This window comes from Streptomyces sp. NPDC026301 (assembly GCF_055567935.1).
The window spans coordinates 246,594-271,079 of the sequence record NZ_JBVHPN010000006.1; the positions used below are offsets into that span (position 1 = coordinate 246,594).

Here is a 24,486-nt window from a genome sequence, read left to right on the forward strand (position 1 = left end):
CGGAATGCGCGTTACTCTCCGCCCTTCTGAACAAATGAGCGAACGAAGTCCTCGGCGTTCTCCTCGAGCACGTCGTCGATCTCGTCCAGCACGGAGTCCACGTCGTCCGACAGCTTTTCCTGGCGTTCCTTGAGGTCCTCGGACGCTTCCGCGTCCTGGGTCTGCTCCTCGACCTCTTCGGTGGTACGCGAAGCCTTCTGCTGCCCGCCGCCGGTGTCCTTGGTCGCCATATCCCTCACCCCGCTCGGTTCGCCCCGCTCGATGTGACTGTCAAGATCAGACCCTACAAGCTGGGTCCGACATCGGCCCTGTACTTTCCCTCAACGTCCGGGACTCACCTTGATGATTCCCGCCGGGCGGACTTTTCAGCCGCCCGGCGGGCCCCGGATCGGTCACGATCGGACCGCGAATGGGCCGTGAGCGGCCCGTACGCGCGCTTGCCGCCTCAGCCGCCGGAGAGGACCCGGACCAGGTCCTCGGCGGTGCGACAGCGGTCCAGGAGCTCCTTGACGTGATTGCGGGTGCCGCGCAGCGGCTCCAGTGTGGGGACCCGCTGGAGCGAGTCGCGGCCCGGCAGATCGAAGATCACGGAGTCCCAGGAAGCCGCCGCGACATCGTCCGCGTACTGCTCGAGGCAGCGGCCCCGGAAGTAGGCCCGGGTGTCCTCCGGGGGCTTGATCTCCGCCCTCTCGACGTCCGCCTCGGTCAGCAGGCGCTTCATCTTGCCGCGCTCCGCCAGTCGGTTGTACAGGCCCTTGTCGGGCCGTACGTCGGCGTACTGGAGGTCGACCAGGTGCAGCCGGGCCGCGTCCCATTCCAGGTTGTCGCGGCGCCGGTAGCCCTCCATGAGCTCCCGCTTGGCGACCCAGTCCAGCGTGCCCGACAGGCTCATCGGGTCGTTCTCCAGCCGGCCCAGCACGTCCTCCCACCGGGTGAGGACGTCCTTGGTCTGCTCGTCCGCGTCGGCCCCGAAGCGCTCCTCCACGTACTTGCGCGCCAGCTCGTAGTACTCCATCTGGAGCTGCACAGCGGTGAGTGTCCGGCCGCTGCGGAGCGTGATCAGGTGCTGGAGGCTCGGGTCGTGGGAGACCTGGTGCAGGGTGCGTACGGGCTGGTCGACGGCGAGGTCGACGTTGATGAAGCCGTCCTCGATCATGGAGAGGACCAGCGCCGTCGAGCCCAGCTTCAGATACGTGGAGATCTCGGAGAGGTTCGCGTCGCCGATGATCACGTGCAGCCGGCGGTACTTCTCGGCGTCCGCGTGCGGCTCGTCGCGGGTGTTGATGATGGGCCGCTTGAGCGTCGTCTCCAGGCCCACCTCCACCTCGAAGTAGTCCGCGCGCTGGCTGAGCTGGAAGCCGTGCTCGTGGCCGTCCTGGCCGATGCCGACCCGCCCGGCACCCGTGACGACCTGCCGGGAGACGAAGAACGGGGTCAGGTGGCGCACGATGTCCGAGAAGGGGGTCTCCCGCTTCATCAGGTAGTTCTCGTGCGTGCCGTAGGAGGCGCCCTTGTTGTCGGTGTTGTTCTTGTAGAGGTGGATCGGCTGGGCGCCGGGGACCTGGGCGGCCTTCTCGGCGGCCTCGGCCATGATGCGCTCGCCGGCCTTGTCCCACAGGACGGCGTCGCGCGGGTTGGTGACCTCGGGAGCGCTGTACTCGGGGTGCGCGTGGTCGACGTAGAGCCGCGCGCCGTTGGTGAGGATGACGTTGGCCAGACCGATGTCCTCGTCCGTGAGCTGGCTGGAGTCCGCGTTCTCACGTGCGAGGTCGAAGCCGCGGGCGTCCCGCAGCGGGTTCTCCTCCTCGAAGTCCCAGCGGGCGCGGCGCGCCCGGTGCATCGCCGCCGCGTAGGCGTTGACGACTTGGGACGAGGTGAGCATGGCATTGGCGTTCGGGTGGCCGGGGACGGAGATGCCGTACTCCGTCTCGATGCCCATTACTCGCCGTACGGTCATGCGGCCCTCCTTGCCCGGCGGCGCCCCCTGCTGGGGTCGGCGCTCAAGTACCGCTGCGCTTCCGGTCCGTATGCGGTCCCCGCTTCCGCACTGTGTGGTGGTGCGGTGGTACCGAAGAGCCTAGAACGCCGATGCGGCGCTGGGGAGATCATTACAGTCATTGCTCCAGTCCGGTTTTCCCTGTTCCGCCGGGTGATCTCCAGGGTGCGTCCCGGCCCCTGGAAAGCGTCCGGCTGCGGACGCCCCGTCTGGGACATCCGCAGCCGGTGAGCGGTGTTACAGGTACTGCCCGGTGTTCGCCACCGTGTCGATGGAGCGACCGGTGTCCGCGCCTTGCTTGCCGGTGACCAGGGTGCGGATGTAGACGATCCGCTCGCCCTTCTTGCCGGAGATCCGGGCCCAGTCGTCCGGGTTGGTCGTGTTGGGCAGGTCCTCGTTCTCCTTGAACTCGTCCACACATGCCTGGAGCAGGTGGGCGACGCGGAGACCCTTCTGGTTCTGTTCGAGGAATGCCTTGATGGCCATCTTCTTGGCGCGTCCGACGATGTTTTCGATCATGGCGCCGGAGTTGAAGTCCTTGAAGTACAGGACTTCCTTGTCACCGTTGGCGTAGGTGACCTCCAGGAAGCGGTTCTCCTCGGATTCCGCGTACATCTGCTCGACGACCGACTGGATCATGCCGCTCACCGCGGCCTTCTTCGAGCCGGCGTGCTCGGCGAGGTCGTCGGAGTGCAGCGGGAGCCGGTCGGTGAGGTACTTCGAGAAGATGTCCTTGGCCGCTTCGGCGTCCGGACGCTCGATCTTGATCTTGACGTCGAGCCGGCCGGGCCGCAGGATCGCCGGGTCGATCATGTCCTCTCGGTTCGAGGCACCGATGACGATCACATTTTCCAGGCCCTCCACACCGTCGATCTCAGAGAGCAGCTGCGGGACGATGGTGTTCTCCACGTCCGAGCTGACGCCCGAGCCCCGGGTGCGGAAGAGGGAGTCCATCTCGTCGAAGAAGACGATGACGGGCGTGCCCTCGCTGGCCTTCTCCCTGGCCCGCTGGAAGACCAGGCGGATGTGCCGCTCGGTCTCGCCGACGTACTTGTTGAGGAGCTCGGGGCCCTTGATGTTGAGGAAGAAGCTCTTCCCCGCGGGCTTGCCGGTCACCTCGGCGACCTTCTTGGCGAGGGAGTTGGCGACCGCCTTGGCGATGAGCGTCTTGCCGCAGCCGGGCGGGCCGTAGAGCAAGACGCCCTTGGGCGGGCGCAGTTCGTGCTCCTTGAACAGATCGGGGTAGAGATACGGGAGCTCGACGGCGTCCCGGATCAGCTCGATCTGGCCGCCCAGACCGCCGATCTTGGTGTAGTCGATGTCCGGTACCTCTTCGAGGACCAGCTCTTCGACCTCGCTCTTGGGAATGACTTCATAGACGTAGCCGGAGCGGGGCTCGAGAAGCAGGGCGTCGCCGGGGCGGATGGTGACGTCCATCAGAGGCTCGGCGAGCCTCACCACCCGTTCCTCGTCGGTGTGCCCGATGACCAGGGCGCGCTCGCCGTCCTCAAGGATTTCCTTGAGGGTGACGATGTCCCCGGCGCTCTCGAACTCCATGGCTTCGACCACGTTGAGCGCTTCGTTGAGCATGACCTCCTGGCCACGCCTGAGCTCTACGAGCTCGACGCTCGGGCTGACGTTCACCCGGAGCTTTCGGCCTCCGGTGAAAATGTCGGCCGTGCCGTCCTCGTTCGCCTGCAGGAAGACACCGAAGCCGGCCGGCGGCTGTGCGAGCCGGTCGACCTCCTCCTTGAGTGCGACGATCTGGTCGCGGGCCTCACGGAGTGTGTTGGCGAGTCGCTCGTTCTGAGCCGAAACGCCGGCCAGGTTGGTCTGCAGCTCGACGATCCGCTCTTCGAGAATCCTCGTGTGACGCGGAGAGTCGGCGAGCTTGCGTCGCAGGACGGCGATCTCCTGCTCGAGATAGGCAACCTGGCCGGCAGGGTCTTCAGACCCCCGCCCCGGCCGGATGCCGCGGTTGATGTCGTCGTCGTGGGCTGCCACGGTCCTCACCTCCTCCAAGGGGAGCTGGACGCTTCCTGACCCTACCTGGGCCGGTGCAGGTTGAAACCCCTAGATCGAAAAGACTGTCGGGGTGTGTCCGATCTTCACCCTTGCGCACGTCCTCACCCTGGGGTGATACCCACCCGACAACATCGGAAAGCGACCGGTTGTATCGTCGACACGGTCAACACCCGTCAGTGCTGGCACTACTTAGACAACATCGGTTAAACGTACGCAGGAACGGCAGGCGAGATGAGCGCCCAGGAAGAAGCCACCGAGCTCGAGGTCTGGATCGACCAGGACCTCTGCACCGGCGACGGCATCTGCGCGCAGTACGCGCCGGAGGTCTTCGAGCTCGACATCGACGGGCTGGCGTACGTGAAGAGCGCCGACGACGAGCTGCTGCAGGCGAAGGGCGCCACGACTCCGGTCCCGTTGCCGCTGCTCAACGACGTGCGGGACTCCGCGAAGGAGTGCCCCGGCGACTGCATTCACGTGCGCCGCGTGTCGGACAAGGCCGAGGTGTACGGGCCCGACGCCGAGTAACCGGAGGCCGGGCGGCCGTACGGCGAGCAGTCGGCCGAGCGGCCCGGCGACAGGGAGCAACGGACCGTGTCCGGCCGGAAACCGACGGCCGGACACGTAGCGAAACCGCGGACACCTCGTGATGCCGCGGTCACGCAACGGCGCGATCAGACCCCGCGGGCGGGGGGAAGCTCGCCCCCGTCGCTCTCCGCGACGGAAATTTCGCTCTGGACGAACTTGCCGTTCTGCCAAGTCCACTTGGCGCCCTTGTGGACATCGGGGCAGCAGCGCGGCACGTCGGTGCTGGAGTATCCCGAGAGCGTGGCGCTCAGCGCACGGCCGGTCAGTGTGAGGTCCTGCACATTCAGCTTGTCGGCGGGGTCGACGAGGGTGGCCACGACGCGCGGCGCGGCGCCTTTCACGGACGGCGCGGCGAGGACGTACACGCCGCTGGGCGGGGTGCCCATCTCGGCGTGGCAGCGGACCACGGCGACGGTCTCGGGGCCGCCGTCGCCGTCGAGGTCGCCGGAGAGCTTGTCCGTCACATCGACCTTGTTCGGTCCGCAGTCGAGCGGGTAATGGGCGGCGCGGGCGTCCGGAGCGGTGGCCGCGGGGGCGGAGCGGCCGGCGGTCGAGGTCGCGGCGGAGGCGGTGGAGACCGCGGCGCCGGCGGGCTGGACGAAGGAGGCCAGGGCCACCACACCCGCGACAGCGGTCGCGGTGGCGAGCCACTGCATGGGGGTCGTGCCGGTGTGCGGAAGGTCCGGGCCTGCCAAGGACTGCACGCGGAATAACTCCTGGGAAGAGCTGTGGCGGTGGGGGTTGCCCGGCATCGTTCCACACGACGCCCCGCCACGGAACCAACAAGTCCGGACCAAGAAGAAAACTTGAGGAACTCGGTCCTTGCCTTGGGAACGCGGGGCCCACGCCGGTGGTTCCCGGCTGTCCGGAAACGCTTCGGCGCCGCCGGGTTCCCGTGGGGGAACTCACCGGCGGCGCCGCGCGGTTCGGTACGGCTGCGAGCGCGTCAGCTCTCGGCGGCGTCCTGGCCGGCCTCGTCCCGCTGCTCGCGTTCCTTCTTCTCGCGGAGCTTCTGGGCCGGGGTCTTGTGCACCGGCTGCTCCTCGGCGGGAGCGGACTGGCCACCGGGGCCGCTGTAGTCCTCGCCGTACGCGCCCTTGGCGGGCCGGCGGCGGCGCAGCGGCGGCTCCACGCCGTCCGCGAGGCGGCGGGCGGTGAGCAGGAAGCCGGTGTGGCCGATCATGCGGTGGTCGGGGCGGACGGCCAGGCCCTCGACGTGCCAGGTGCGGACCATGGTCTCCCAGGCCGACGGCTCGTTGAAGGTGCCGTGCTCGCGGATGGCCTCGACGGTGCGCGCCATCTGTGTGGTCGTGGCGACGTACGCGCAGAGGATGCCGCCGGGGACGAGCGCCTTGGATACGGCGTCCAGGCACTCCCAGGGGGCGAGCATGTCCAGGATGACGCGGTCGACGTCGGTGTCGGAGAGGTTGTCCTGGAGGTCACCGACGGTGAGCGTCCAGGCGGGGTGCGGGCCCCCGAAGTACCGCTCGACGTTCTGGGTGGCGATCTCGGCGAAGTCGGCGCGCCGCTCGTAGCTGTGCAGCATGCCCTGGTCGCCGATGGCGCGCAGCAGGAAGCTGCTGAGCGAGCCGGATCCCACTCCCGCCTCGACGACGCGGGCGCCGGGGAAGATGTCGGCCATCGCCAGGATCTGCCCCGCGTCCTTGGGGTAGACCACGGCGGCACCGCGGGGCATGGACAGGACGTAGTCGGGGAGCAGGGGGCGCAGCGCGAGGTAGGCGACGTTCCCGGTGGTACGGACAACACTGCCCTCGGGAGCGCCGATCAGCTCGTCGTGGGGGAAGGCTCCCTTGTGGGTGTGGAAGCTCTTCCCCGCTTCGAGCGTGAACGTGTAGTGGCGACCCTTGGGATCGGTGAGCTGGACCTGGTCCCCGACCTTGAAGGGCCCGCGACGGCGGGCGGCACCGGTCGGTTCGGACATGTGACCAGCCTACCGGGCGTGCGGAGCGCTCCGTACCAGGGCGGGTCCGGGGGTGGGCGGCGCTGCGCTACGGGGGCGGTCGAACACCCGCGGCCCCCCAGCAGGGGGTTACCCAGGAGAGGCGGGGGATTACCCAGGAGAGGCGGGGGATTACCCGGGCGGGGCGGCGGAATGCGGCGGGAAGTGCGGCGTGGAGTCGCTCAGGACGGGCGGGCCATTGCCGCCACGAAGGCCTTCTCGACGTCGGCGGTGGAGAGCACGCCGTAGATCTCGCCGGTGTCCTCCACGACGAGGTACTCGGTCGCCGGGGTGGCGCGGAGGTGGTCCAGCAGGTCCTCGCCGGCCAGCTCGGCCGGGACCCGCATGCCCTCCTTGAGGTCCTGGGCGAGGCCGCTGACGGCGACCCAGGGGCGGCGGTGTTCCGGGATGCCCACGATGGCGGCCTCGCGGACGACGGCGGTGGGCACGCCGTGCCCGTCGACGACGACCAGCGCGCGGGCGCCCGCGTCGTTGGCCCGGCGCAGCGCCTCGGAGAGCGGCGTGTGCGACTCCACGGGGACGGCGCGCCGGGTGAGCGCACGGGCGCGGAGGTCCGGGAGGTGCGCGCGGAGCCGGGCCATGCGCAGGCTGTTGCCGGCGCCGGTCCAGATGATCGCGGCGAGGATCGCGGCGAGCAGGGCGTCGGTGAGGGAGTCGACGCCGCCGATGTCGGGGCGTTCGTTGCCCAGCGCCCCGGTGTGGGTGAGCAGCGGCAGTCCGACGAGGACGGCGACGGCGAGCGCGCGGCCGACCCAGGCGGCGGCGACGGTGCCGGTCATCGGCTTGCCGCTGATGGCCCAGACGACGGCGCGGAGCATCCGGCCGCCGTCGAGCGGGAGCCCGGGCAGCAGGTTGAAGATCGCGACGATGAGGTTGGAGATCATCAGGCCGGCGACCAGGACGCCGGGGACGGTGCCGGGCTCGACGAGGTACATCGCGCCGTAGAAGACGCCGGCCAGCACGAGGGAGAGCAGCGGGCCGACGAAGGCGAGGACGAATTCGCGGCCGGGGGTCTCGGACTCCTTCTCGATCTCCGAGACGCCACCGAAGAACTGGAGCTGGATACGGCGCACGGGGAGCTTGAAGCGGAGCGCGGCGACGGTGTGCGCCAGCTCGTGCACCAGGACGGAGGCGTAGAAGGCGACGGCGAAGAAGAGGGAGACGAGGTAGCGGGCGCCGCCGAGCTCGGGCAGTACGCGTTCCAGCTGGCCGCCGAAGACCCAGGTGATGAGGGCCGCGACGAGGAACCAGCTGGGGGCGACGTACACGGGGACGCCGAAGGGCTTGCCCATGAGGATGCCGCCGCCGAGACCGCGGCGTCCGTTGGCGGCGCCGTTGACGGAGCCGGGCGTGGCGCCGCGGCGCGGCTTCCCGGACGCGTTCCCGGCAGCGGTGCCGGGCGCGCTCTCCGCGGCCGTACCGGGCGTGTCGGTGTCCTCCCGCGGTGCTTCCGGGGAGCGCGGGGTGCCGCTCGGCTCGTCCGGTGCCCGCTCGGGCAGGTCCTTTCCGGCCTCCGGCGCCGCCTCCTGGGCAGTGTCCGGTGCGGTGGCGGACTCCTGGGCGTCCTGCGGGCCCTGCGGCTTCCCGCTCTCGTCCACGGTGTCCCCTCGTCGGTGTACGGCCTTCGCCCGTGACCGGCCTGTCCGGTCCGATACCACGATCATGCAGGGCGAAGCGGTCCGCCGTCGATGGTATGCGGAGTGTTGTCAGTGGCGGGCCGTAGGGTCTAGGGCTATGGACACGAGCACCGAGAAGGCCGTACGGGCCGCGCCTGCCCCGGCGCGCCCGGTGGCGCTGTCGCCCTCCCGCGCGAGCGACTTCATGCAGTGCCCGCTGCTGTACCGCTTCCGGGTGATCGACAAGCTGCCGGAGAAGCCCAGCGAGGCGGCGACGCGGGGCACGGTGGTGCACGCGGTCCTGGAGCGGCTCTTCGACGCGCCGGCGACGGAGCGTACGGCGCCTAGCGCGCGGGCGATGGTCCCCGGGGAGTGGCACAAGCTCCTGGAGAAGCGTCCCGAGCTGGCGGAGCTGTTCGCGGACGATCCGGAGGGCGAGCGCCTCGCGCGCTGGCTGTCGGACGCCGAGGCGCTGGTGGAGCGGTGGTTCACGCTGGAGGACCCGACGCGCCTGGAGCCGGCCGACCGCGAGCTGTACGTGGAGACGATGCTGGAGTCGGGGCTGCGGCTGCGCGGCTTCATCGACCGGGTGGACGTGGCGCCGACGGGCGAGGTGCGGCTGGTCGACTACAAGACGGGCAAGGCGCCCCGCCCGGAGTACAGCGAGGGCGCGCTCTTCCAGATGAAGTTCTACGCGCTGGTGCTGTGGCGGCTGCGCGGGCTGGTGCCGCGCCGGCTGCAGCTGGTCTATCTGGGCAGCGGTGACGTGCTGACGTACGACCCGTCCGAGGCGGACCTGCGCGGAGTGGAGCGCAAGCTCCTGGCGCTGTGGGACGCGATCCAGAAGGCGACGGACTCGGGCGACTGGCGGCCGCGCCCGACGAAGCTGTGCAACTGGTGCGACCACCAGGCGGTGTGTCCGGAATTCGGCGGCACTCCCCCGCCATATCCCTTGGCGAAGGAGCCCTCGGCGAAGGATCCGCTTCCGGTGATCCCCGGACCGCCGTCCGGTGACGCCGCTGCGGGGCAGAATGGGGCCGCAGGCCAATCGAAGGAGAGTTCGTGACTATCCGCGTCCTGCTGGTCGACGACCAGCCGCTGCTGCGTACGGGCTTCCGGATGATCCTGGAAGCCGAGCAGGACCTCGCGGTCGTCGGCGAGGCCGGTGACGGCATGCAGGCGCTGGATCAGGTGCGGGCGCTGCAGCCCGATGTGGTGCTGATGGACATCCGCATGCCGCGGATGGACGGGGTGGAGGCGACCCGCCGGATCACGGGCCCGGCGAAGGACGGCCCGGCGAAGGTCCTGGTGCTGACGACGTTCGATCTGGACGAGTACGTCGTGGAGGCGCTGCGGGCCGGTGCCAGCGGCTTCCTGCTGAAGGACGCCCCGGCGAACGAGCTGGTGCAGGCGATCCGGGTGGTGGCGGCGGGCGAGGCGATGCTCGCGCCGAGCATCACGCGCCGGCTGCTGGACAAGTACGCGACGCATCTGCCGTCGGGCGAGGAGCCGGTGCCGGACGCGCTCGGCACGCTCACCGAGCGCGAGGTGGAGGTGCTGAAGCTGGTCGCGCGGGGCCTGTCGAACGCGGAGATCGCGGCGGATCTGTTCGTGAGCGAGACGACGGTGAAGACGCACGTGGGGCATGTGCTGACGAAGCTGGGCCTGCGGGACCGGGTGCAGGCGGCGGTGTACGCGTACGAGAGCGGGCTGGTGCGCCCCGGCGCGCAGTAGGGCCGCCAACGGAGGAAGGCCCGGCGCGGTCCCCATGGCAGGGCGAAGGCCCGGCGCGAGCGATCGCGCCGGGCCTTTCCCGTGCCGTCGCGGCCGAAGGCCGCGGGCCGGCTACTCCTCGGCGCTCTTGCTGATCTCCCAGAAGCGGAAGACCGTCGAGGAGTCCAGCGTCCACTCCAGGCCGGAGACGGTGTCCCGGGCGACGGCGTACTGCTTGCCCTGCCACAGCGGGATGAGCGGCAGTTGGTCGGCGACGATCTGCTGGACCTCGCGGTAGTCCTTCTTGGTGGCGCCGCGGTCGGGCTCGGCCGCGGTCCTGGGCAGCAGGCTGCCGGTGATGCGCGAGGAGTCGAAGCCGTTGTTCAGGACGTTGCCCTTGCCGAAGAAGGGCTGGGTGAAGTTGTCGGGGTCCGGGTAGTCCGGGACCCAGCCCTTGACGTACACGCCGTACTTGCCGGCGGCGACGCCCTTCTCGTAGTCCTCGAACGGCACGCTCTTGACCTTGGCGTCGAAGAGGCCGCTGGCGTTGAGCTGCTGGGCGAGTTCTTGGAGGGCCGCGTCGGTGTCGGGGCCGTACCGGGTCGGGGTGGACCAGAGCGTGACCTTGGCCTTGCCCTGGACGCCGGCGGAGCGCAGCGCCGCCTCGGCCTTGTCGCGCTGCGGGCGGGAGCCGTAGGTGTCGAAGAAGGCCGTGGTGTGGCCGGTGATGCCGGCCGGGACGATGGAGAAGAGCGGCTCGACGGTGCGCTGGTAGACGTCGCGGACCAGGGAGGCGCGGTCGATGGTGTACGCCATGGCCTTGCGGACGCCGAGCTTGCCGACGACCGGGTCCTTCATGTTGAAGACCAGGTGCATGACCTCGGCGCTGTCGCCCTCGACGACCTGGGTGTGGCCGCTGTCGACGGCGTGGTCGAGGTCGGCGATGTCCTTGTTGGCGAGGCCGCGGTAGGCCAGGTCGATCTTCCCGTCCTGGACGGCGTGCTTCAGGGCCGTCTGGGAGTCGAAGAACTTCATGGTCATGCCGGAGTTCTTGACCTTCGCGGGGCCCTTGTAGGACCCGTTGACGGAGAAGACGGCCTGCTTGGTGCCGTAGCTGTCGAGCTTGTAGACGCCGGAGCCGATGGCCTCGCCGTCGGTGCGGAGCTTGTCGGCCGGGTATTCCTTGCGGTCGACGATGGAGCCGGCGCCGGAGGCGATCTTCATGGGGAAGGTCGCGTCGGGCGTCTTGAGGTGGAAGACGACAGTCTTCTCGTCGGGGGTGTCGATCTTGTCGAGCCCGGCGAGCATGACGGCGGGGCCGTTCTTGTCGTTGATCCGCAGGGTGCGGTCGAAGGAGTACTTCACGTCCTTGGACGTGAGGGCGTCCCCGTTGCTGAACTTCAGGCCGTCCTGCAGCCTGCAGCGGTAGACCTTGCTGCTGTTGTCGGTGAAGGTGCAGCTCTTGGCGGCTTCCGGCTGGGGCGTGGTGCCGCCCTTGGGGAAGCTGATCAGGGACTGGAAGACGTTGTTGAACAGCAGCCAGGAGCCGGGGTCGTAGCCGGACGCCGGGTCGATCGACTGGACCTTGTCCGTCATGCCCATGACCACGGGTTCACCGACCCCGGCACCCTCGTCGTCGCCCGAGCCGCAGCCTGCCAGCAGGGCTGCGGCCAGCCCCGCACACAAGGGGGCGGCGAGCAGCTGGTCACGTTTCCTCACGTGCGCGTTCCTCACAGTTGGTGTCGCGGTTGCCTGCCGACGAGGCCGTCGGCCGATGAGCGGGGAACCCGCTCTGCGGGCCGGCCGGCCGGTGCCCGTACTGCGGGCGCCGGCCGGCCGGTGCTCCGGCGTCAGTCGGCGACGCCTCGGCCCAGTTCCCAGATCTGCAGCGCGGAGGAGGAGTTGAGCGCCCACTCCACGCCGGTGATGTCGTCACGCGCGGCGACGTACTGCTTGCCCTGCCACAGGGGAAGGACCGGAACGTCGTCGGCCACGATGTTCTGCGCCTGCTTGAAGCTGCCGGCGGCGGCGTTGCGGTCGGTCTGCTGACGCGTGGCCGGGATCAGCTGGTCCTCGATCCGGTGGTTGCGGTACGGGGAGCCGAGGAAGTTGCCCTTGCCGATGAACGGCGCGAGGTAGTTGTCGGCGTCCGGGATGTCGGCGTACCAGCCCATGCCCCAGACCGGGTACTTGCCCTTGGCGGAGTCCTCGCGGAAGGTCTGCCAGTTGTCGACGCCCTTGAGCTTCACATCGAAGACGCCGCCCTTGTTCAGCTGCTTCCGCAGCTCCTTGAACTCGTCCTCGGTGATCGAGCCGTAGTGGTGCTCGGTGTAGGCGAGGGTGAGCTTGACCGGGGTGTTGATGCCCGCGCGCTGCAGGATGCGCTTCGCCTCGGCCGGGTCCGCGTTGCCGTACTTGCTGAAGAAGGAGTTGATGTGGCCGGTGAGGCCGGTCGGCACCAGAGAGTACAGCGGATCGCCGGTGTGCGCGTACACGTCGCGGACCAGCGCCGGGCGGTCGACCAGCTGGGCGATGGCCTGGCGCACCGCCTTGTTGCGGACGGCGGGCGCGTCGGTGTCGAAGGCGAGGTAGCGGATCTCCTGGCCCGGCATCTCCTGGAGCACGACGTGGGAGTCCCTGGAGCTCTGCAGGCCCTGCACCTGATGCGGCGACAGGCTGCGGTTCATCAGGTCGATGTCGCCCTTGCGGAGCGCCTTTTCCATGGCGTCCGAGTCGGCGAAGAACCGCATCTCGACCTTGTCGTTCTGCGGCTCGATGCCCCCCTTGTAGTGGGGGTTGCGGGTGAAGACGGCCTTGGTGACGCGGTTGCCGCTGTGCTCGGCCCGGAGCTGGTACGGGCCGGAGCCGACCAGGTCGAAGCCCTTGTAGAGGGCGCTTCGGGGATAGACGTTGCGGTCGACGATCGCGGCGGCGGGGGTGGCGAGCTTCTGCGGGAAGGTGGCGTCGGGCTTCTTGAGGTGGAAGACCACCTCACTGCGGCCGGCCGTCTCGACGGTGTCGACGTTGTTCATGAGCGACACCGGGCCGTTGGCGTAGTTGATCCGCAGCATCCGCTCGACGGAGAACTTCACGTCGGCGGCGGTGAGCGGGTCGCCGTTGCTGAACTTCAGGCCGTCCCGCAGGGTGCAGCGGTACTGCTCGTTCCGGGTGTCGCGGAAGCCGCAGGAGCGGGCCGCCTCGGGGACCGGTGCGGTACCGGTGCGGGGCAGCCGCATCAGCGTCTGGAAGGTGCCGCGCAGCACGTTCCAGGCGCCGACGTCGTAGGTCTGCACGGGATCGAAGGGGGCCGGGGCCGCCTTGGACGCCTCGACGGTGTCCGTGGTGCCGACGACGATCGCCTTACCGTCTCCGCCTGCGCTGTCGCCGCTCCCGCAGGCGGCCAGTACAGGGGCGAGCAGACCGGCCAGGGCCGGCAGCACCAAGGTCTTGCGATTCATCGTCGGCAGGTTCCTTATCAGCGCAGAGGTGTTGCTCGCGTCGACATTAGTAGGAACGGTCAGCGGGTCCGTGACACAGCAGAGTTGAGCGCATATCACGCCCAGATAACGCCCGCAGGGTGACCGATATCCGGACACCGGAACGATTCGTACGCCGATTGACCAATGCGGACACTTACCCCCGCCCGACCTTCCTCAGCACCCTCATGGAACACCATTCACCCCGCTTGTCGATGGCCCGACGCGTGATAAACGTCACGGATTGCAATGCAACCGGTGACATGAGAATTCAGCACCGCTATTCGTCACGGAAAATGAGCGGGCCACTCCTCAGCGTCCCTTCCGACCCCGTTCGGCCTTTCTCGCCACAACGCTCAGTGCACGGTCATCGCTTTTCCGTGATGAGGGCCCGCAGAAAAGGCAGATCGACCTCTTCCAGCGACGGTACGACGGTCCGGGTGGGGGCCGGCTCGATCGGCTGCACCGACGGCACGGCGACCACCCGGCAGCCGGCCGCCTCGGCCGCCGTCACGCCCGTCACGGTGTCCTCCACGACCGCGCAGCGCGCCGGGTCCACGCCGAGCCGGGCGGCGGCGGTCAGATACGGCTCGGGGTGCGGCTTGGTGCGGGCCAGGTCGTCACCGGCGAGGGTGAGGTGGAAGTTCTCCGCGCCCAGCGAATGGAGCATGCGCTCGATGATGTCGCGGTGCGAGGCGGAGACCAGCGCGGTCGGCACCTGATGGGCCGCCAGCTCGGCCAGCAGCCGGCGGGCGCCGGGCATCAGTGGCACGCCCCGCTCGATCCGGGCGGCGAAGCGGGCGTTGAGCAGCACGGTGAGCTCGGCGAGCGCGATCGTCGCGCCGGTGGCCTGGATCAGGTACGAGGCGCTGCGGGTCATCGGCCCGCCGACCACGACCTGGCGGTGCGCCTCGTCCAATACGTACCCGAGGTCGGCGAAGACCTCGGCCTCCGCCTCCCACCAGAAGCCTTCGGTGTCGACGAGGGTGCCGTCCAGATCGAGGAAGACGGCCTGGAGGGTGGAGCCTTCGGCCGTTCGGGTGCCGACGGCGGGGATGCTGCTGGTCATCCGTACACCTCCGTTGCAGGGGTCCCCGGAGGGACAAAAGGGCCGGCCGCCTTCCCGAGGGAAAGACGACCGGCCGCTACCGGACCGATAAGTGTACGACTGTGCCGGTCCGTGCGCTCTCGTCCTCGACCGGAAGCCCTGCTTCGGGCCCCGGCCGGGCGAGGAACGCGCTACCGCGCGTTGAAGTACTTCGCCTCCGGGTGGTGGATGACGATGGCGTCCGTGGACTGCTCCGGATGGAGCTGGAACTCCTCGGAGAGCTGGACGCCGATCCGCTCCGGCTGCAGCAGGTCCGCGATCTTCGCGCGGTCCTCCAGGTCCGGGCAGGCGCCGTACCCGAGGGAGAAGCGCGCGCCGCGGTACTTCAGCGCGAACATGTCCTCCATCTCGGCGGGGTCCTCGCCCTGGAAGCCCAGTTCGCCGCGGACCCGGGCGTGCCAGTACTCGGCGAGCGCCTCGGCGAGCTGGACGGAGAGGCCGTGCAGCTCGAGGTAGTCGCGGTAGGAGTCGGCCGCGAACAGCTTGGCCGTCTCCTCGCCGATCTTCGAGCCGACGGTGACGACCTGCAGGCCGACCACGTCGGTCTCGCCGGACTCCTCCGGGCGGAAGAAGTCCGCCAGGCACAGGCGGCGGCCGCGGCGCTGGCGCGGGAAGGTGAAGCGGGTGCGCTCGGTGCCGTCCTCGTTCAGCAGGATGAGGTCGTCGCCCTTGGAGTGGCAGGGGAAGTACCCGTGGACCACGGCCGCTTCCAGGAGGTTCCCGGTCTGCAGCTTGTCCAGCCAGCCGCGCAGCCGCGGCCGGCCCTCGGTCTCCACCAGCTCCTCGTACGTCGGGCCGTCACCCGTACGGGCCTGCTTCAGGCCCCACTGGCCCTTGAAGAGCGCGCCTTCGTCCAGCCAGGAGGCGTAGTCGGCGAGCTGGATGCCCTTGACGACGCGGGTGCCCCAGAACGGCGGGGTCGGGATCGGGTTGTCGATGGCGACATCCGAGCGGACGGAGCCCTCGGGCTCCTCGACCTCCAGGACCGGGGTGTCCCGCTTGGGCACCCGGCGCTGCTTGAGTTCCGGCAGGGTGGCGCCGGGCACGCCGCGCTTGACCGCGATCAGGGCGTCCATCAGGCGCAGGCCCTCGAACGCGTCGCGGGCGTAGCGGACCTCGCCCTCATAGATCTCGTGCAGGTCCTGCTCCACATAGGCGCGGGTCAGGGCGGCGCCGCCGAGGATGACGGGGAAGTCGGCGGCCATCTTGCGCTGGTTGAGCTCCTGCAGGTTCTCCTTCATGATCACCGTGGACTTCACCAGCAGCCCGGACATGCCGATCACGTCGGCCTTGTGCTCCTCGGCGGCCTCCAGGATCGCGGAGACCGGCTGCTTGATGCCCAGGTTCACGACGTTGTAGCCGTTGTTGGACAGGATGATGTCCACCAGGTTCTTGCCGATGTCGTGGACGTCGCCGCGGACGGTGGCCAGCACGATGGTGCCCTTGCCCTCGTCGTCGGTCTTTTCCATGTGCGGCTCCAGATAGGCCACCGCGGTCTTCATGACCTCGGCGGACTGGAGCACGAACGGCAGCTGCATCTGGCCGGAGCCGAACAGCTCACCGACCACCTTCATGCCCGCCAGCAGCGTGTCGTTGACGATCTCCAGCGCCGGACGGGTCTGCAGGGCCTCGTCGAGGTCCGCCTCCAGGCCGTTCTTCTCGCCGTCGATGATGCGCCGCTGCAGGCGCTCCTCCAGGGGGAGCTGCGCCAGCTCCTCGGCCGCCCCCGCCTTCAGCGACTTGGCCGTCGCCCCCTCAAAAAGCGCCATCAGCTTCTGCAGCGGGTCATAACCCTCGGCGCGCCGGTCATAGATCAGATCCAGCGCGACCTTGACCTGCTCCTCATCGAACCGCGCGATCGGCAGGATCTTGCTCGCGTGCACGATCGCGGAATCCAGACCCGCCTTGACGCACTCATCCAGGAACACGGAGTTCAGGACGATGCGGGCGGCCGGGTTCAGGCCAAAGGAAATGTTGGACAGGCCCAGCGTGGTCTGCACGTCCGGGTGGCGGCGCTTGAGCTCCCGGATCGCCTCGATGGTGGCGATGCCGTCCTTGCGGGACTCCTCCTGACCGGTGCAGATGGTGAAGGTCAAGGTGTCGATGAGGATGTCGGACTCGTGGATGCCCCAGTTGCCGGTCAGGTCCTCGATGAGCCGCTCGGCGATGGCGACCTTGTGCTCGGGCGTGCGGGCCTGGCCCTCCTCATCGATGGTCAGCGCGATCAGCGCCGCGCCGTGCTCCTTGGCCAGCGCGGTGACCTTCGCGAAGCGGGACTCGGGCCCGTCACCGTCCTCGTAGTTCACCGAGTTGATGACCGCCCGGCCGCCCAGCTTCTCCAGCCCGGCCTCGATGACCGGCACCTCGGTGGAGTCCAGCACGATCGGCAGCGTGGAAGCGGTGGCGAACCGGCCCGCCAGCTCCTCCATGTCCGCCACGCCGTCGCGGCCCACGTAGTCCACGCACAGGTCCAGCATGTGCGCGCCCTCACGGATCTGGTCCCGCGCCATCTCCACGCAGTCGTCCCAGCGGGCCTCCAGCATCGCCTCGCGGAACTTGCGCGAACCGTTGGCGTTGGTGCGCTCACCGATCGCCAGGTAGGAGGTGTCCTGACGGAAGGGGACGGTCTGGTAAAGCGAGGCGGCACCCGCCTCGGGGCGCGGGTTGCGCTCGGTGAGGGCCACGCCGCGCACCCGCTCCACGACCTGGCGCAGGTGCTCGGGCGTGGTGCCGCAGCAGCCACCCACCAGGGACAGGCCGTACTCGCCGACGAAGGTCTCCTGCGCGTCGGCCAGCTCGCCCGGGGTCAGCGGGTAGTGCGCGCCGTCCTTGCCCAGCACCGGCAGGCCCGCATTGGGCATGCAGGAGATCGGCACCCGGGAGTTGCGCGCCAGGTAGCGCAGGTGCTCGCTCATCTCGGCCGGGCCGGTCGCGCAGTTCAGCCCGATCATGTCGATGCCCAGCGGCTCCAGCGCGGTCAGCGCCGCGCCGATCTCCGAACCCAGCAGCATGGTGCCGGTGGTCTCCACCGTCACCGAGCAGATGATCGGCAGGTTGGTGCCGGTGACCTCCAGAGCGCGGCGGGCGCCCAGGATGGCGGCCTTGGTCTGCAGCAGGTCCTGGGTGGTCTCCACCAGCAGCGCGTCCGCGCCGCCGGCGATCATGCCCTCGGCGTTCTGCTGATAGGCGTCCCGCAGCGTGCGGTAGGGGGCGTGGCCCAGGGTGGGCAGCTTGGTGCCCGGGCCCATCGAGCCCAGCACCCAGCGCTGCTGCCCGGTGGAGGCGGTGAACTCATCCGCCACCTCACGGGCGATGCGCGCACCGGACTCGGACAGCTCGAAGACCCGCTCGGGAATGTCGTACTCGCCCAGCGCCGCATGGTTCGCGCCGAAGGTGTTGGTCTCCACACAGTCCACGCCCACCGCGAAGTACTCCGCGTGCACGGAGCGGACGATGTCCGGGCGGGTGATGTTCAGGATCTCGTTGCAGCCCTCGAGCTGCTGGAAGTCCTCCATGGAGGGGTCCTGGGCCTGGAGCATGGTGCCCATGGCTCCATCGGCGACCACGACGCGCGAGGCGAGCGCCTCGCGGAAGGCGTCGATGCGGGCTGAGGGGGTGGTCGTAGGCGTGTGCGAGGCCATGGAGCTGCTCCCGTGGTTGCGACGGCTGTCGGCTTTGCGTCTTCCGGTACGAAGGCGCACCGGGCCAGGGTAGCTGGCGGGCACCGTCCGGCAACGGCCGTCCCACGCCGTGGGACGACGCGGCACCCGTACGGCCTGGTGAGCGGGGACTCGTACGGCCGTGCGCGGGCCGTACGCGGTGGCGTGATCATGGAGCGGTGCACGGCCCACTCTGCTCGGGTCGGCATCGACCGATATCGTTTGGCATTGTCGAACCGCTCTTCCCGGAGGTTGCTCCATGGCACGGACCATTCAGTCGCTGGAGCGCGCCGCGGCCATGCTGCGGCTGCTGGCCGGCGGCGAACGGCGCCTGGGGCTGTCCGACATCGCCTCGTCGCTGGACCTGGCGAAGGGCACGGCCCACGGGATCCTGCGCACCCTCCAGCAGGAGGGCTTCGTGGAGCAGGACGCGGCCTCGGGCCGGTACCAGCTGGGCGCTGAGCTGCTGCGGCTGGGCAACAGCTACCTCGACGTGCACGAGCTGCGGGCGCGCGCCCTCGTATGGACCGACGACCTGGCCCGCTCCACCGGCGAGAGCGCCTATCTGGGCGTGCTGCACCAGCAGGGCGTACTGATCGTCCACCACGTCTTCCGGCCCGACGACAGCCGGCAGGTGCTGGAGGTGGGTGCCATGCAGCCGCTGCACAGTACGGCGCTGGGCAAGGTGCTGTCGGCGTACGACCCGGTGGCGCACAGCGAGGCGGTGGAGAACGCCCGGGAGGCGTTCACCGTGCACACCCTCACGGACCTGGAGGACTTCGAGGGCGTGCTGGATCTCACCCGCGCCCGGGGCTGGGCCGCGGACGTGGAGGAGACCTGGGAGGGCGTGGCGTCGGTGGCCGCGCCCATCCACGACCGGCGGCGGATGCCGGTGGGCGCGGTGGGGATCACCGGCGCCGTGGAGCGGGTGCGGCGGGACGGTGAGCTGCGTCCGGAGATCGTCGCCGCGGTGCGCGACTGTGCACGTGCCGTGTCCAGGGATCTCGGCGCCCAGCGCTTCTAACCGTTTTGTCGGCTATTTCCGCTTAGGTTTTCCCTCACAGAACCCTTGACGGGCTACTGGCCGTAAACAAAACTGCCGTTCGTCGGTCGGCATTGTCGAACGCAATACGACGATTGTCGTATGGTGGGCACTGCCGGATCGCCGACAACGCCCTCACCGAGGGCTCGCACCACCGGAGGGACCCGGGGTACGGCGCATCTCGGTGTCCATCTGGACGAAGGACAAAGGAGTCGCGGGTGTCCAGCTCCGACATCTTCATCAGCGAGACCATCGGTACCGCTGTGCTGATCCTGCTGGGCGGTGGCGTGTGCGCCGCCGTCACTTTCAAGCGCTCGAAGGCGTACGAGGCCGGCTGGGTGGCCATCGCCTTCGGCTGGGGATTCGCCGTCCTCACCGGCGCGTACATCGCCGCCAAGTCCGGCGCGCACCTGAACCCCGCCGTCACGGTCGGCCTGGCCATCCAGGGCGGCATCAAGTGGAGTCAGGTGCCGGTCTACTTCGCCGGTGAGCTGCTCGGCGCGATGATCGGCGCGCTCTGCGTGTGGCTCGCCTACCAGGGCCAGTTCAAGGCGCACCTCACGGATCCCGAGGTCATCAACCCCCCGAAGGGCGAGGAGGGCCTGGTCGACCAGGCCGAGGCCCCCAAGGCCGGCCCGGTGCTCGGCATCTTCTCCACGGGCCCGGAGATCCGTAACGCGTGGCAGAACCTCGTCACCGAGATCATCGCCACCATCGTGCTCGTGCTGGCGATCCTGACCCTGGGTCTGAGCGACGACGGCAAGGGCGTCGGCCCGCTCGGCAGCCTCCTGGTCGCCTTCGTGGTCGTCGGCATCGGCCTCTCGCTGGGCGGCCCGACCGGTTACGCCATCAACCCGGTCCGCGACCTCGGCCCGCGCATCGTGCACGCGCTGCTGCCGCTGCCCAACAAGGGCGGTTCGGACTGGGGCTACGCCTGGATCCCCGTCGTCGGGCCGCTGATCGGCGGCGCCATCGCGGGCGGCATCTACCAGCTCGCGTTCGCCTGAGCCGCCGAAGCCGAAGCCTGAGCCGAAGCCGCAAGAGCCGCACTCCCCCACCGCACCTCCTGGAGCACACACCATGAGCGACACCCACACCACCGGCCCGTTCATCGCGGCCATCGACCAGGGCACGACCTCCAGCCGCTGCATCGTCTTCGACCGCGACGGCCGCATCGTCTCGGTCGACCAGAAGGAACACGAGCAGATCTTCCCCAAGCCCGGCTGGGTCGAACACGACGCCACCGAGATCTGGGCGAACGTCCAGCAGGTCGTGGCCGGCGCGATCGAGAAGGCCGGCATCACCTCCGCCGACGTCAAGGCCATCGGCATCACCAACCAGCGCGAGACCACGCTGCTCTGGGACAAGAACACCGGCGAGCCGGTCCACAACGCCATCGTCTGGCAGGACACCCGCACCGACGCGCTCTGCAAGGAGCTCGGCCGCAACGTCGGCCAGGACCGCTTCCGCCGCGAGACCGGCCTCCCGCTCGCCTCGTACTTCGCCGGGCCGAAGATCCGCTGGCTGCTGGACAACGTCGAGGGCCTGCGCGAGCGCGCCGAGGCCGGCGACATCCTCTTCGGCACCATGGACTCCTGGGTCATCTGGAACCTCACCGGCGGCGTCAACGGCGGCAAGCACGTCACCGACGTCACCAACGCCTCCCGCACCCTGCTGATGAACCTGCGCACCCTCCAGTGGGAGCCCAAGATCCTCAGCTCCATGGGCATCCCCGCCGAGGTGCTCCCGGAGATCAGGTCCTCCGCCGAGGTGTACGGCGAGACCGCGTCCGGCGTGCTGGCCGGAGTGCCGGTCGCCTCCGCGCTCGGCGACCAGCAGGCGGCCCTCTTCGGCCAGACCTGCTTCGCCAGCGGCGAGGCCAAGTCCACGTACGGCACCGGCACCTTCATGCTGATGAACACCGGCGGCGAGCCGGTCAACTCCTACAACGGCCTGCTGACCACCGTCGGCTACCGCATCGGCGACGAGCCCACGGTCTACGCCCTGGAAGGCTCCATCGCCGTCACCGGCTCCCTGGTGCAGTGGATGCGCGACCAGATGGGCCTGATCAACTCCGCCGCCGAGATCGAGACCCTGGCCAGCACGGTCGAGGACAACGGCGGCGCCTACTTCGTACCGGCCTTCTCCGGCCTGTTCGCCCCCTACTGGCGCTCGGACGCGCGCGGTGTCATCGCGGGCCTGACCCGCTACGTCACCAAGGCGCACATCGCCCGCGCCGTCCTCGAGGCCACCGCCTGGCAGACCCGCGAGATCACCGACGCCATGACGAAGGACTCCGGCGTCGAGCTGACCGCACTGAAGGTCGACGGCGGCATGACCTCCAACAACCTGCTGATGCAGACGATCTCGGACTTCCTGGACGCGCCCGTGGTGCGCCCGATGGTCGCCGAGACCACCTGCCTCGGCGCTGCCTACGCGGCCGGCCTGGCCGTGGGCTTCTGGTCCGGCACCGACGAACTGCGCGCCAACTGGCGGCGGGCCGCCGAATGGACCCCCCGCATGGACGCGGCCACCCGTGACCGCGAGTACAAGAGCTGGCTCAAGGCCGTCGAGCGGACCATGGGCTGGATCGAGGACGAGGAGTAAGACATGAGCACCCTGCAGAGCGTCCCGGCACTCGGGACGCACCCGGCCGACGGTTCACTCCCGAGCCGCGCCGAGACCCGGGAGCGGCTCGACAAGGCGACGTACGACCTCCTGGTGATCGGCGGCGGCATCCTGGGCATCTCCACCGCCTGGCACGCCGCGCAGTCGGGACTGCGGGTGGCCCTGGTGGACGCCGGCGACTTCGCCGGCGCCACCTCCTCCGCCTCCTCCAAGCTGCTCCACGGCGGCCTGCGCTACCTGCAGACCGGCGCGGTGAAGCTGGTGGCGGAGAACCACTTCGAGCGCCGCGCCGTCTCCCGCCAGGTCGCCCCGCACCTGGCGAACCCGCTGACCTTCTACCTGCCGGTCTACAAGGGCGGCCCGCACGGTGCGGCCAAGCTCGGCGCGGGCGTCTTCGCCTACTCCGCGCTCTCCGCCTTCGGCGACGGCGTCGGCCACGTCATCAGCCCGGCCAAGGCCCAGCGCGACGTGCCCGAGCTGCGCACGGAGAACCTCAAGGCCGTGGCCGTGTACGGCGACGACCAGATGAACGACGCGCGGATGGCGCTGATGACGGTCCGCGCGGCCGTCGCGGCGGGCGCGACCGTACTGAACCACGCCGAGGTCACCGGGCTGCGCTTCACCCAGGGCCGGGTCACCGGCGCCGACCTGAAGGACCGCACGGACGGCGCCGAGTTCGGCGTCAACGCCCGGCTGGTGCTGAACGCCACCGGCCCGTGGGTGGACCACCTGCGCAAGATGGAGGACCCGAACTCGGCCCCCTCCATCCGTCTCTCCAAGGGCGCGCACCTGGTCCTCAAGCGCACTTCCCCCTGGAAGGCCGCGCTGGCGACCCCGATCGACAAGTACCGCATCACCTTCGCGCTGCCGTGGGAGGACCAGCTGCTGCTGGGCACCACCGACGAGGAGTACGAGGGCGACCCGGCGGATGTGTCGGTCACCGAGAAGGACATCAAGCAGATCCTGGACGAGGCCGCGTTCTCGGTCCGCGACCAGCAGCTGGACCGCGACCTGATCACGTACTCCTTCGCGGGCCTGCGGGTGCTGCCGGGCGGCCCCGGCGACACCTCCAAGGCCAAGCGCGAGACGGTGGTGACCGAGGGCAGCGGCGGCATGCTGTCGGTGGCCGGAGGCAAGTGGACGACGTTCCGGCACATCGGACGTACGGTCATGAACAAGCTCGCGGCGCTGCCCGGGCACCCGCTCGGCGAGGACCTGGAGCCGATCTCGGAGCTGCCGAAGAAGCTGCCGCTGCCGGGCATCGCCAACCCGCAGGCGGTCGCGCACCGGCTGCTGGTCGACGGCGGTACGCCGGGCCCGCGGATGTCCGCCGACACCGCCCGCCACCTGGCCACCCACTACGGCTCGCTGTCCTTCGACATCGCCCGGCTGGCCAACGAGGACGCGGCGCTGGCCGAGCGCATCCACCCCGACGCGCCCGAGATCTGGGCGCAGGTGGTGTACGCGCGGGACCACGAGTGGGCCGAGACCGCTGATGACGTGCTGCGCCGCCGTACGACGCTGACGATCCGCGGCCTGGCCACGGACGACGTCCGCGCGAAGGTCGAGGACGTACTGGCCGCCCGCAAGAGCTGAGGCCGGCACGCGCCGCGGGGCCGCCGGGCCCCGCCGGCCGGAACAGGGGCGGGATTCCGGGGTACCGGGGTCCCGCCCCTCGGCGTGCGCGCGCCATAATGGCTGCACCTCCAGACATCCGATGTCTGTGGGCGGTTTTCAGGCTTTCGGGCGTTCCGAGCGGGGAGGTCGGCCATGGCGGTCACGGACGAGGCCATCGAGAAGATCAAGGGCATGATCGTCTCCGGCGCGCTGCGGCCCGGCGACCGGCTGCCCAAGGAGAGCGAACTCGCCGCCGAGCTGGGCCTGTCCCGCAACTCCCTGCGCGAGGCGGTCCGCGCGCTGGCCCTGATCCGCATCCTGGACGTGCGCCAGGGCGACGGCACGTACGTCACGAGCCTGGACCCGCAGCTGCTGCTGGAGGCGATGAGCTTCGTGGTGGACTTCCACCGCGACGACACCGTCCTGGAGTTCCTGGCCGTCCGCCGCATCCTGGAGCCGGCCGCCACCGCGCTGGCCACGTCCCGGATCGGCCCGGCGCAACTGGACGCGCTGGACGCACAGCTGGACGCGCTCGGGACCGCGCCCTCGGTGGAGGACCTGGTCGCGTGCGACCTGGAGTTCCACCGCTCCATCGTGGCCGCCTCCGGCAACTCCGTGCTCTGCTCGCTGCTGGACGGCCTCTCCGGGCCGACCACGCGCGCCCGCATCTGGCGCGGGCTGACCCAGAAGGACGCGGTGGCCCGCACCCTCACCGAGCACCGCGCCATCCTCGGCGCGCTGCGGGCCCGGGACGCGGAGGCCGCGCGCGCCTGGGCGACGGTCCACATCGCCAGCGTGGAGCAGTGGCTGCGGGCGTCGCTGTGACGCGCGCCGCCCGGTGGGGCGGGCGGGCCGCAGCGGGGGCGGTCCGTAAGCCGCGGAAACCGGACGTCGTGCCGGGCGGCCGGGCGGCGCCACCGGGCCCGCTGCGGAGCCCTGCCGGGCGGTGGCACGGAGGGACATCCGATCTGTCTCGCGCTCCGATGTATGGACCCCGCCCCTTCGCCACCTCCCAGGTGGCGCCCGGCAGTTGACAGGGA

At 69.8% G+C, this 24,486-nt stretch carries 18 protein-coding genes; 8 read left to right on the forward strand and 10 right to left on the reverse strand.

What is annotated here, in order from left to right; translation table 11 throughout:
• Window positions 1–11 precede the first annotated feature (11 nt).
• From ACZ4MH_RS12765 to arc, 3 genes are all read right to left on the reverse strand, one after another.
• Window positions 12–230 (reverse strand): ubiquitin-like protein Pup, encoded by a 219-nt coding sequence (locus tag ACZ4MH_RS12765; RefSeq protein WP_030616454.1) that lies wholly within the window; start codon window positions 228–230, stop codon window positions 12–14.
• A 215-nt stretch (window positions 231–445) separates the two neighbouring features.
• A complete protein-coding gene (gene dop, locus ACZ4MH_RS12770) occupies window positions 446–1,957 on the reverse strand; it encodes a depupylase/deamidase Dop (RefSeq protein WP_351590177.1) in 1,512 nt (503 codons plus the stop codon).
• A gap of 276 nt (window positions 1,958–2,233) precedes the next feature.
• Window positions 2,234–4,000: a proteasome ATPase gene (gene arc, locus ACZ4MH_RS12775; protein ID WP_351590180.1), complete on the reverse strand. Its 1,767-nt coding sequence runs from the start codon at window positions 3,998–4,000 to the stop codon at window positions 2,234–2,236.
• Window positions 4,001–4,252: 252 nt separating this feature from the next.
• Here arc and ACZ4MH_RS12780 point away from each other — a divergent pair, with 252 nt between their 5' ends.
• Window positions 4,253–4,546, forward strand: coding sequence for a ferredoxin (locus ACZ4MH_RS12780; protein ID WP_351590183.1), 294 nt, complete (start codon window positions 4,253–4,255; stop codon window positions 4,544–4,546).
• 146 nt (window positions 4,547–4,692) lie between these two features.
• Here ACZ4MH_RS12780 and ACZ4MH_RS12785 read toward each other — a convergent pair whose 3' ends face one another.
• From ACZ4MH_RS12785 to ACZ4MH_RS12795, 3 genes are all read right to left on the reverse strand, one after another.
• Window positions 4,693–5,310, reverse strand: coding sequence for a hypothetical protein (locus tag ACZ4MH_RS12785; RefSeq protein WP_351590186.1), 618 nt, complete (start codon window positions 5,308–5,310; stop codon window positions 4,693–4,695).
• A gap of 242 nt (window positions 5,311–5,552) precedes the next feature.
• Complete coding sequence (locus ACZ4MH_RS12790) at window positions 5,553–6,548, reverse strand: tRNA (adenine-N1)-methyltransferase (RefSeq protein WP_351590189.1); 996 nt, start codon at window positions 6,546–6,548, stop codon at window positions 5,553–5,555.
• A gap of 200 nt (window positions 6,549–6,748) precedes the next feature.
• Complete coding sequence (locus ACZ4MH_RS12795; protein WP_351590192.1) at window positions 6,749–8,185, reverse strand: site-2 protease family protein; 1,437 nt, start codon at window positions 8,183–8,185, stop codon at window positions 6,749–6,751.
• A gap of 136 nt (window positions 8,186–8,321) precedes the next feature.
• Here ACZ4MH_RS12795 and ACZ4MH_RS12800 point away from each other — a divergent pair, with 136 nt between their 5' ends.
• A complete protein-coding gene (locus ACZ4MH_RS12800) occupies window positions 8,322–9,269 on the forward strand; it encodes a RecB family exonuclease (RefSeq protein WP_351590195.1) in 948 nt (315 codons plus the stop codon).
• Window positions 9,266–9,937 (forward strand): response regulator, encoded by a 672-nt coding sequence (locus ACZ4MH_RS12805; RefSeq protein ID WP_030252059.1) that lies wholly within the window; start codon window positions 9,266–9,268, stop codon window positions 9,935–9,937. The genes ACZ4MH_RS12800 and ACZ4MH_RS12805 overlap by 4 nt, the downstream gene beginning before the upstream one ends.
• A gap of 111 nt (window positions 9,938–10,048) precedes the next feature.
• On the opposite strand, the gene ACZ4MH_RS12810 is transcribed toward ACZ4MH_RS12805, so the two are convergent.
• The 4 genes from ACZ4MH_RS12810 to metH all read right to left on the reverse strand — a co-directional run bounded on the left by ACZ4MH_RS12810 (window position 10,049) and on the right by metH (window position 18,141).
• Window positions 10,049–11,635: an ABC transporter substrate-binding protein gene (locus tag ACZ4MH_RS12810; RefSeq protein WP_351590199.1), complete on the reverse strand. Its 1,587-nt coding sequence runs from the start codon at window positions 11,633–11,635 to the stop codon at window positions 10,049–10,051.
• Window positions 11,636–11,766: 131 nt separating this feature from the next.
• Window positions 11,767–13,374: an ABC transporter substrate-binding protein gene (locus ACZ4MH_RS12815; protein ID WP_351590202.1), complete on the reverse strand. Its 1,608-nt coding sequence runs from the start codon at window positions 13,372–13,374 to the stop codon at window positions 11,767–11,769.
• 385 nt (window positions 13,375–13,759) lie between these two features.
• On the reverse strand, window positions 13,760–14,461 hold the full coding sequence (locus ACZ4MH_RS12820) for an HAD family hydrolase (RefSeq protein WP_351590204.1): 702 nt from the start codon (window positions 14,459–14,461) through the stop codon (window positions 13,760–13,762).
• Window positions 14,462–14,631: 170 nt separating this feature from the next.
• The gene (gene metH, locus ACZ4MH_RS12825) at window positions 14,632–18,141 is read right to left on the reverse strand and encodes a methionine synthase (RefSeq protein ID WP_351590207.1); all 3,510 of its coding nucleotides are present in this window, start codon (window positions 18,139–18,141) and stop codon (window positions 14,632–14,634) included.
• 277 nt (window positions 18,142–18,418) lie between these two features.
• On the opposite strand from metH, the gene ACZ4MH_RS12830 reads away from it, so the two are divergent.
• The 5 genes from ACZ4MH_RS12830 (at window position 18,419) to ACZ4MH_RS12850 (ending at window position 24,271) form a co-directional block, all read left to right on the forward strand.
• Window positions 18,419–19,183 (forward strand): IclR family transcriptional regulator, encoded by a 765-nt coding sequence (locus ACZ4MH_RS12830; RefSeq protein WP_351590210.1) that lies wholly within the window; start codon window positions 18,419–18,421, stop codon window positions 19,181–19,183.
• 236 nt (window positions 19,184–19,419) lie between these two features.
• Window positions 19,420–20,208, forward strand: coding sequence for an MIP/aquaporin family protein (locus ACZ4MH_RS12835; protein WP_351590213.1), 789 nt, complete (start codon window positions 19,420–19,422; stop codon window positions 20,206–20,208).
• Between the two features lie 73 nt (window positions 20,209–20,281).
• Window positions 20,282–21,808, forward strand: a complete 1,527-nt coding sequence (glpK, locus tag ACZ4MH_RS12840) for a glycerol kinase GlpK (RefSeq protein ID WP_351590215.1) — start codon at window positions 20,282–20,284, stop codon at window positions 21,806–21,808.
• A gap of 3 nt (window positions 21,809–21,811) precedes the next feature.
• Window positions 21,812–23,425 carry a glycerol-3-phosphate dehydrogenase/oxidase gene (locus ACZ4MH_RS12845; protein WP_351590218.1) on the forward strand — a complete coding sequence of 538 codons (1,614 nt, stop codon included), beginning with the start codon at window positions 21,812–21,814 and terminating at the stop codon, window positions 23,423–23,425.
• Between the two features lie 174 nt (window positions 23,426–23,599).
• Window positions 23,600–24,271: a FadR/GntR family transcriptional regulator gene (locus tag ACZ4MH_RS12850; RefSeq protein WP_351590220.1), complete on the forward strand. Its 672-nt coding sequence runs from the start codon at window positions 23,600–23,602 to the stop codon at window positions 24,269–24,271.
• Window positions 24,272–24,486: the final 215 nt, after the last annotated feature.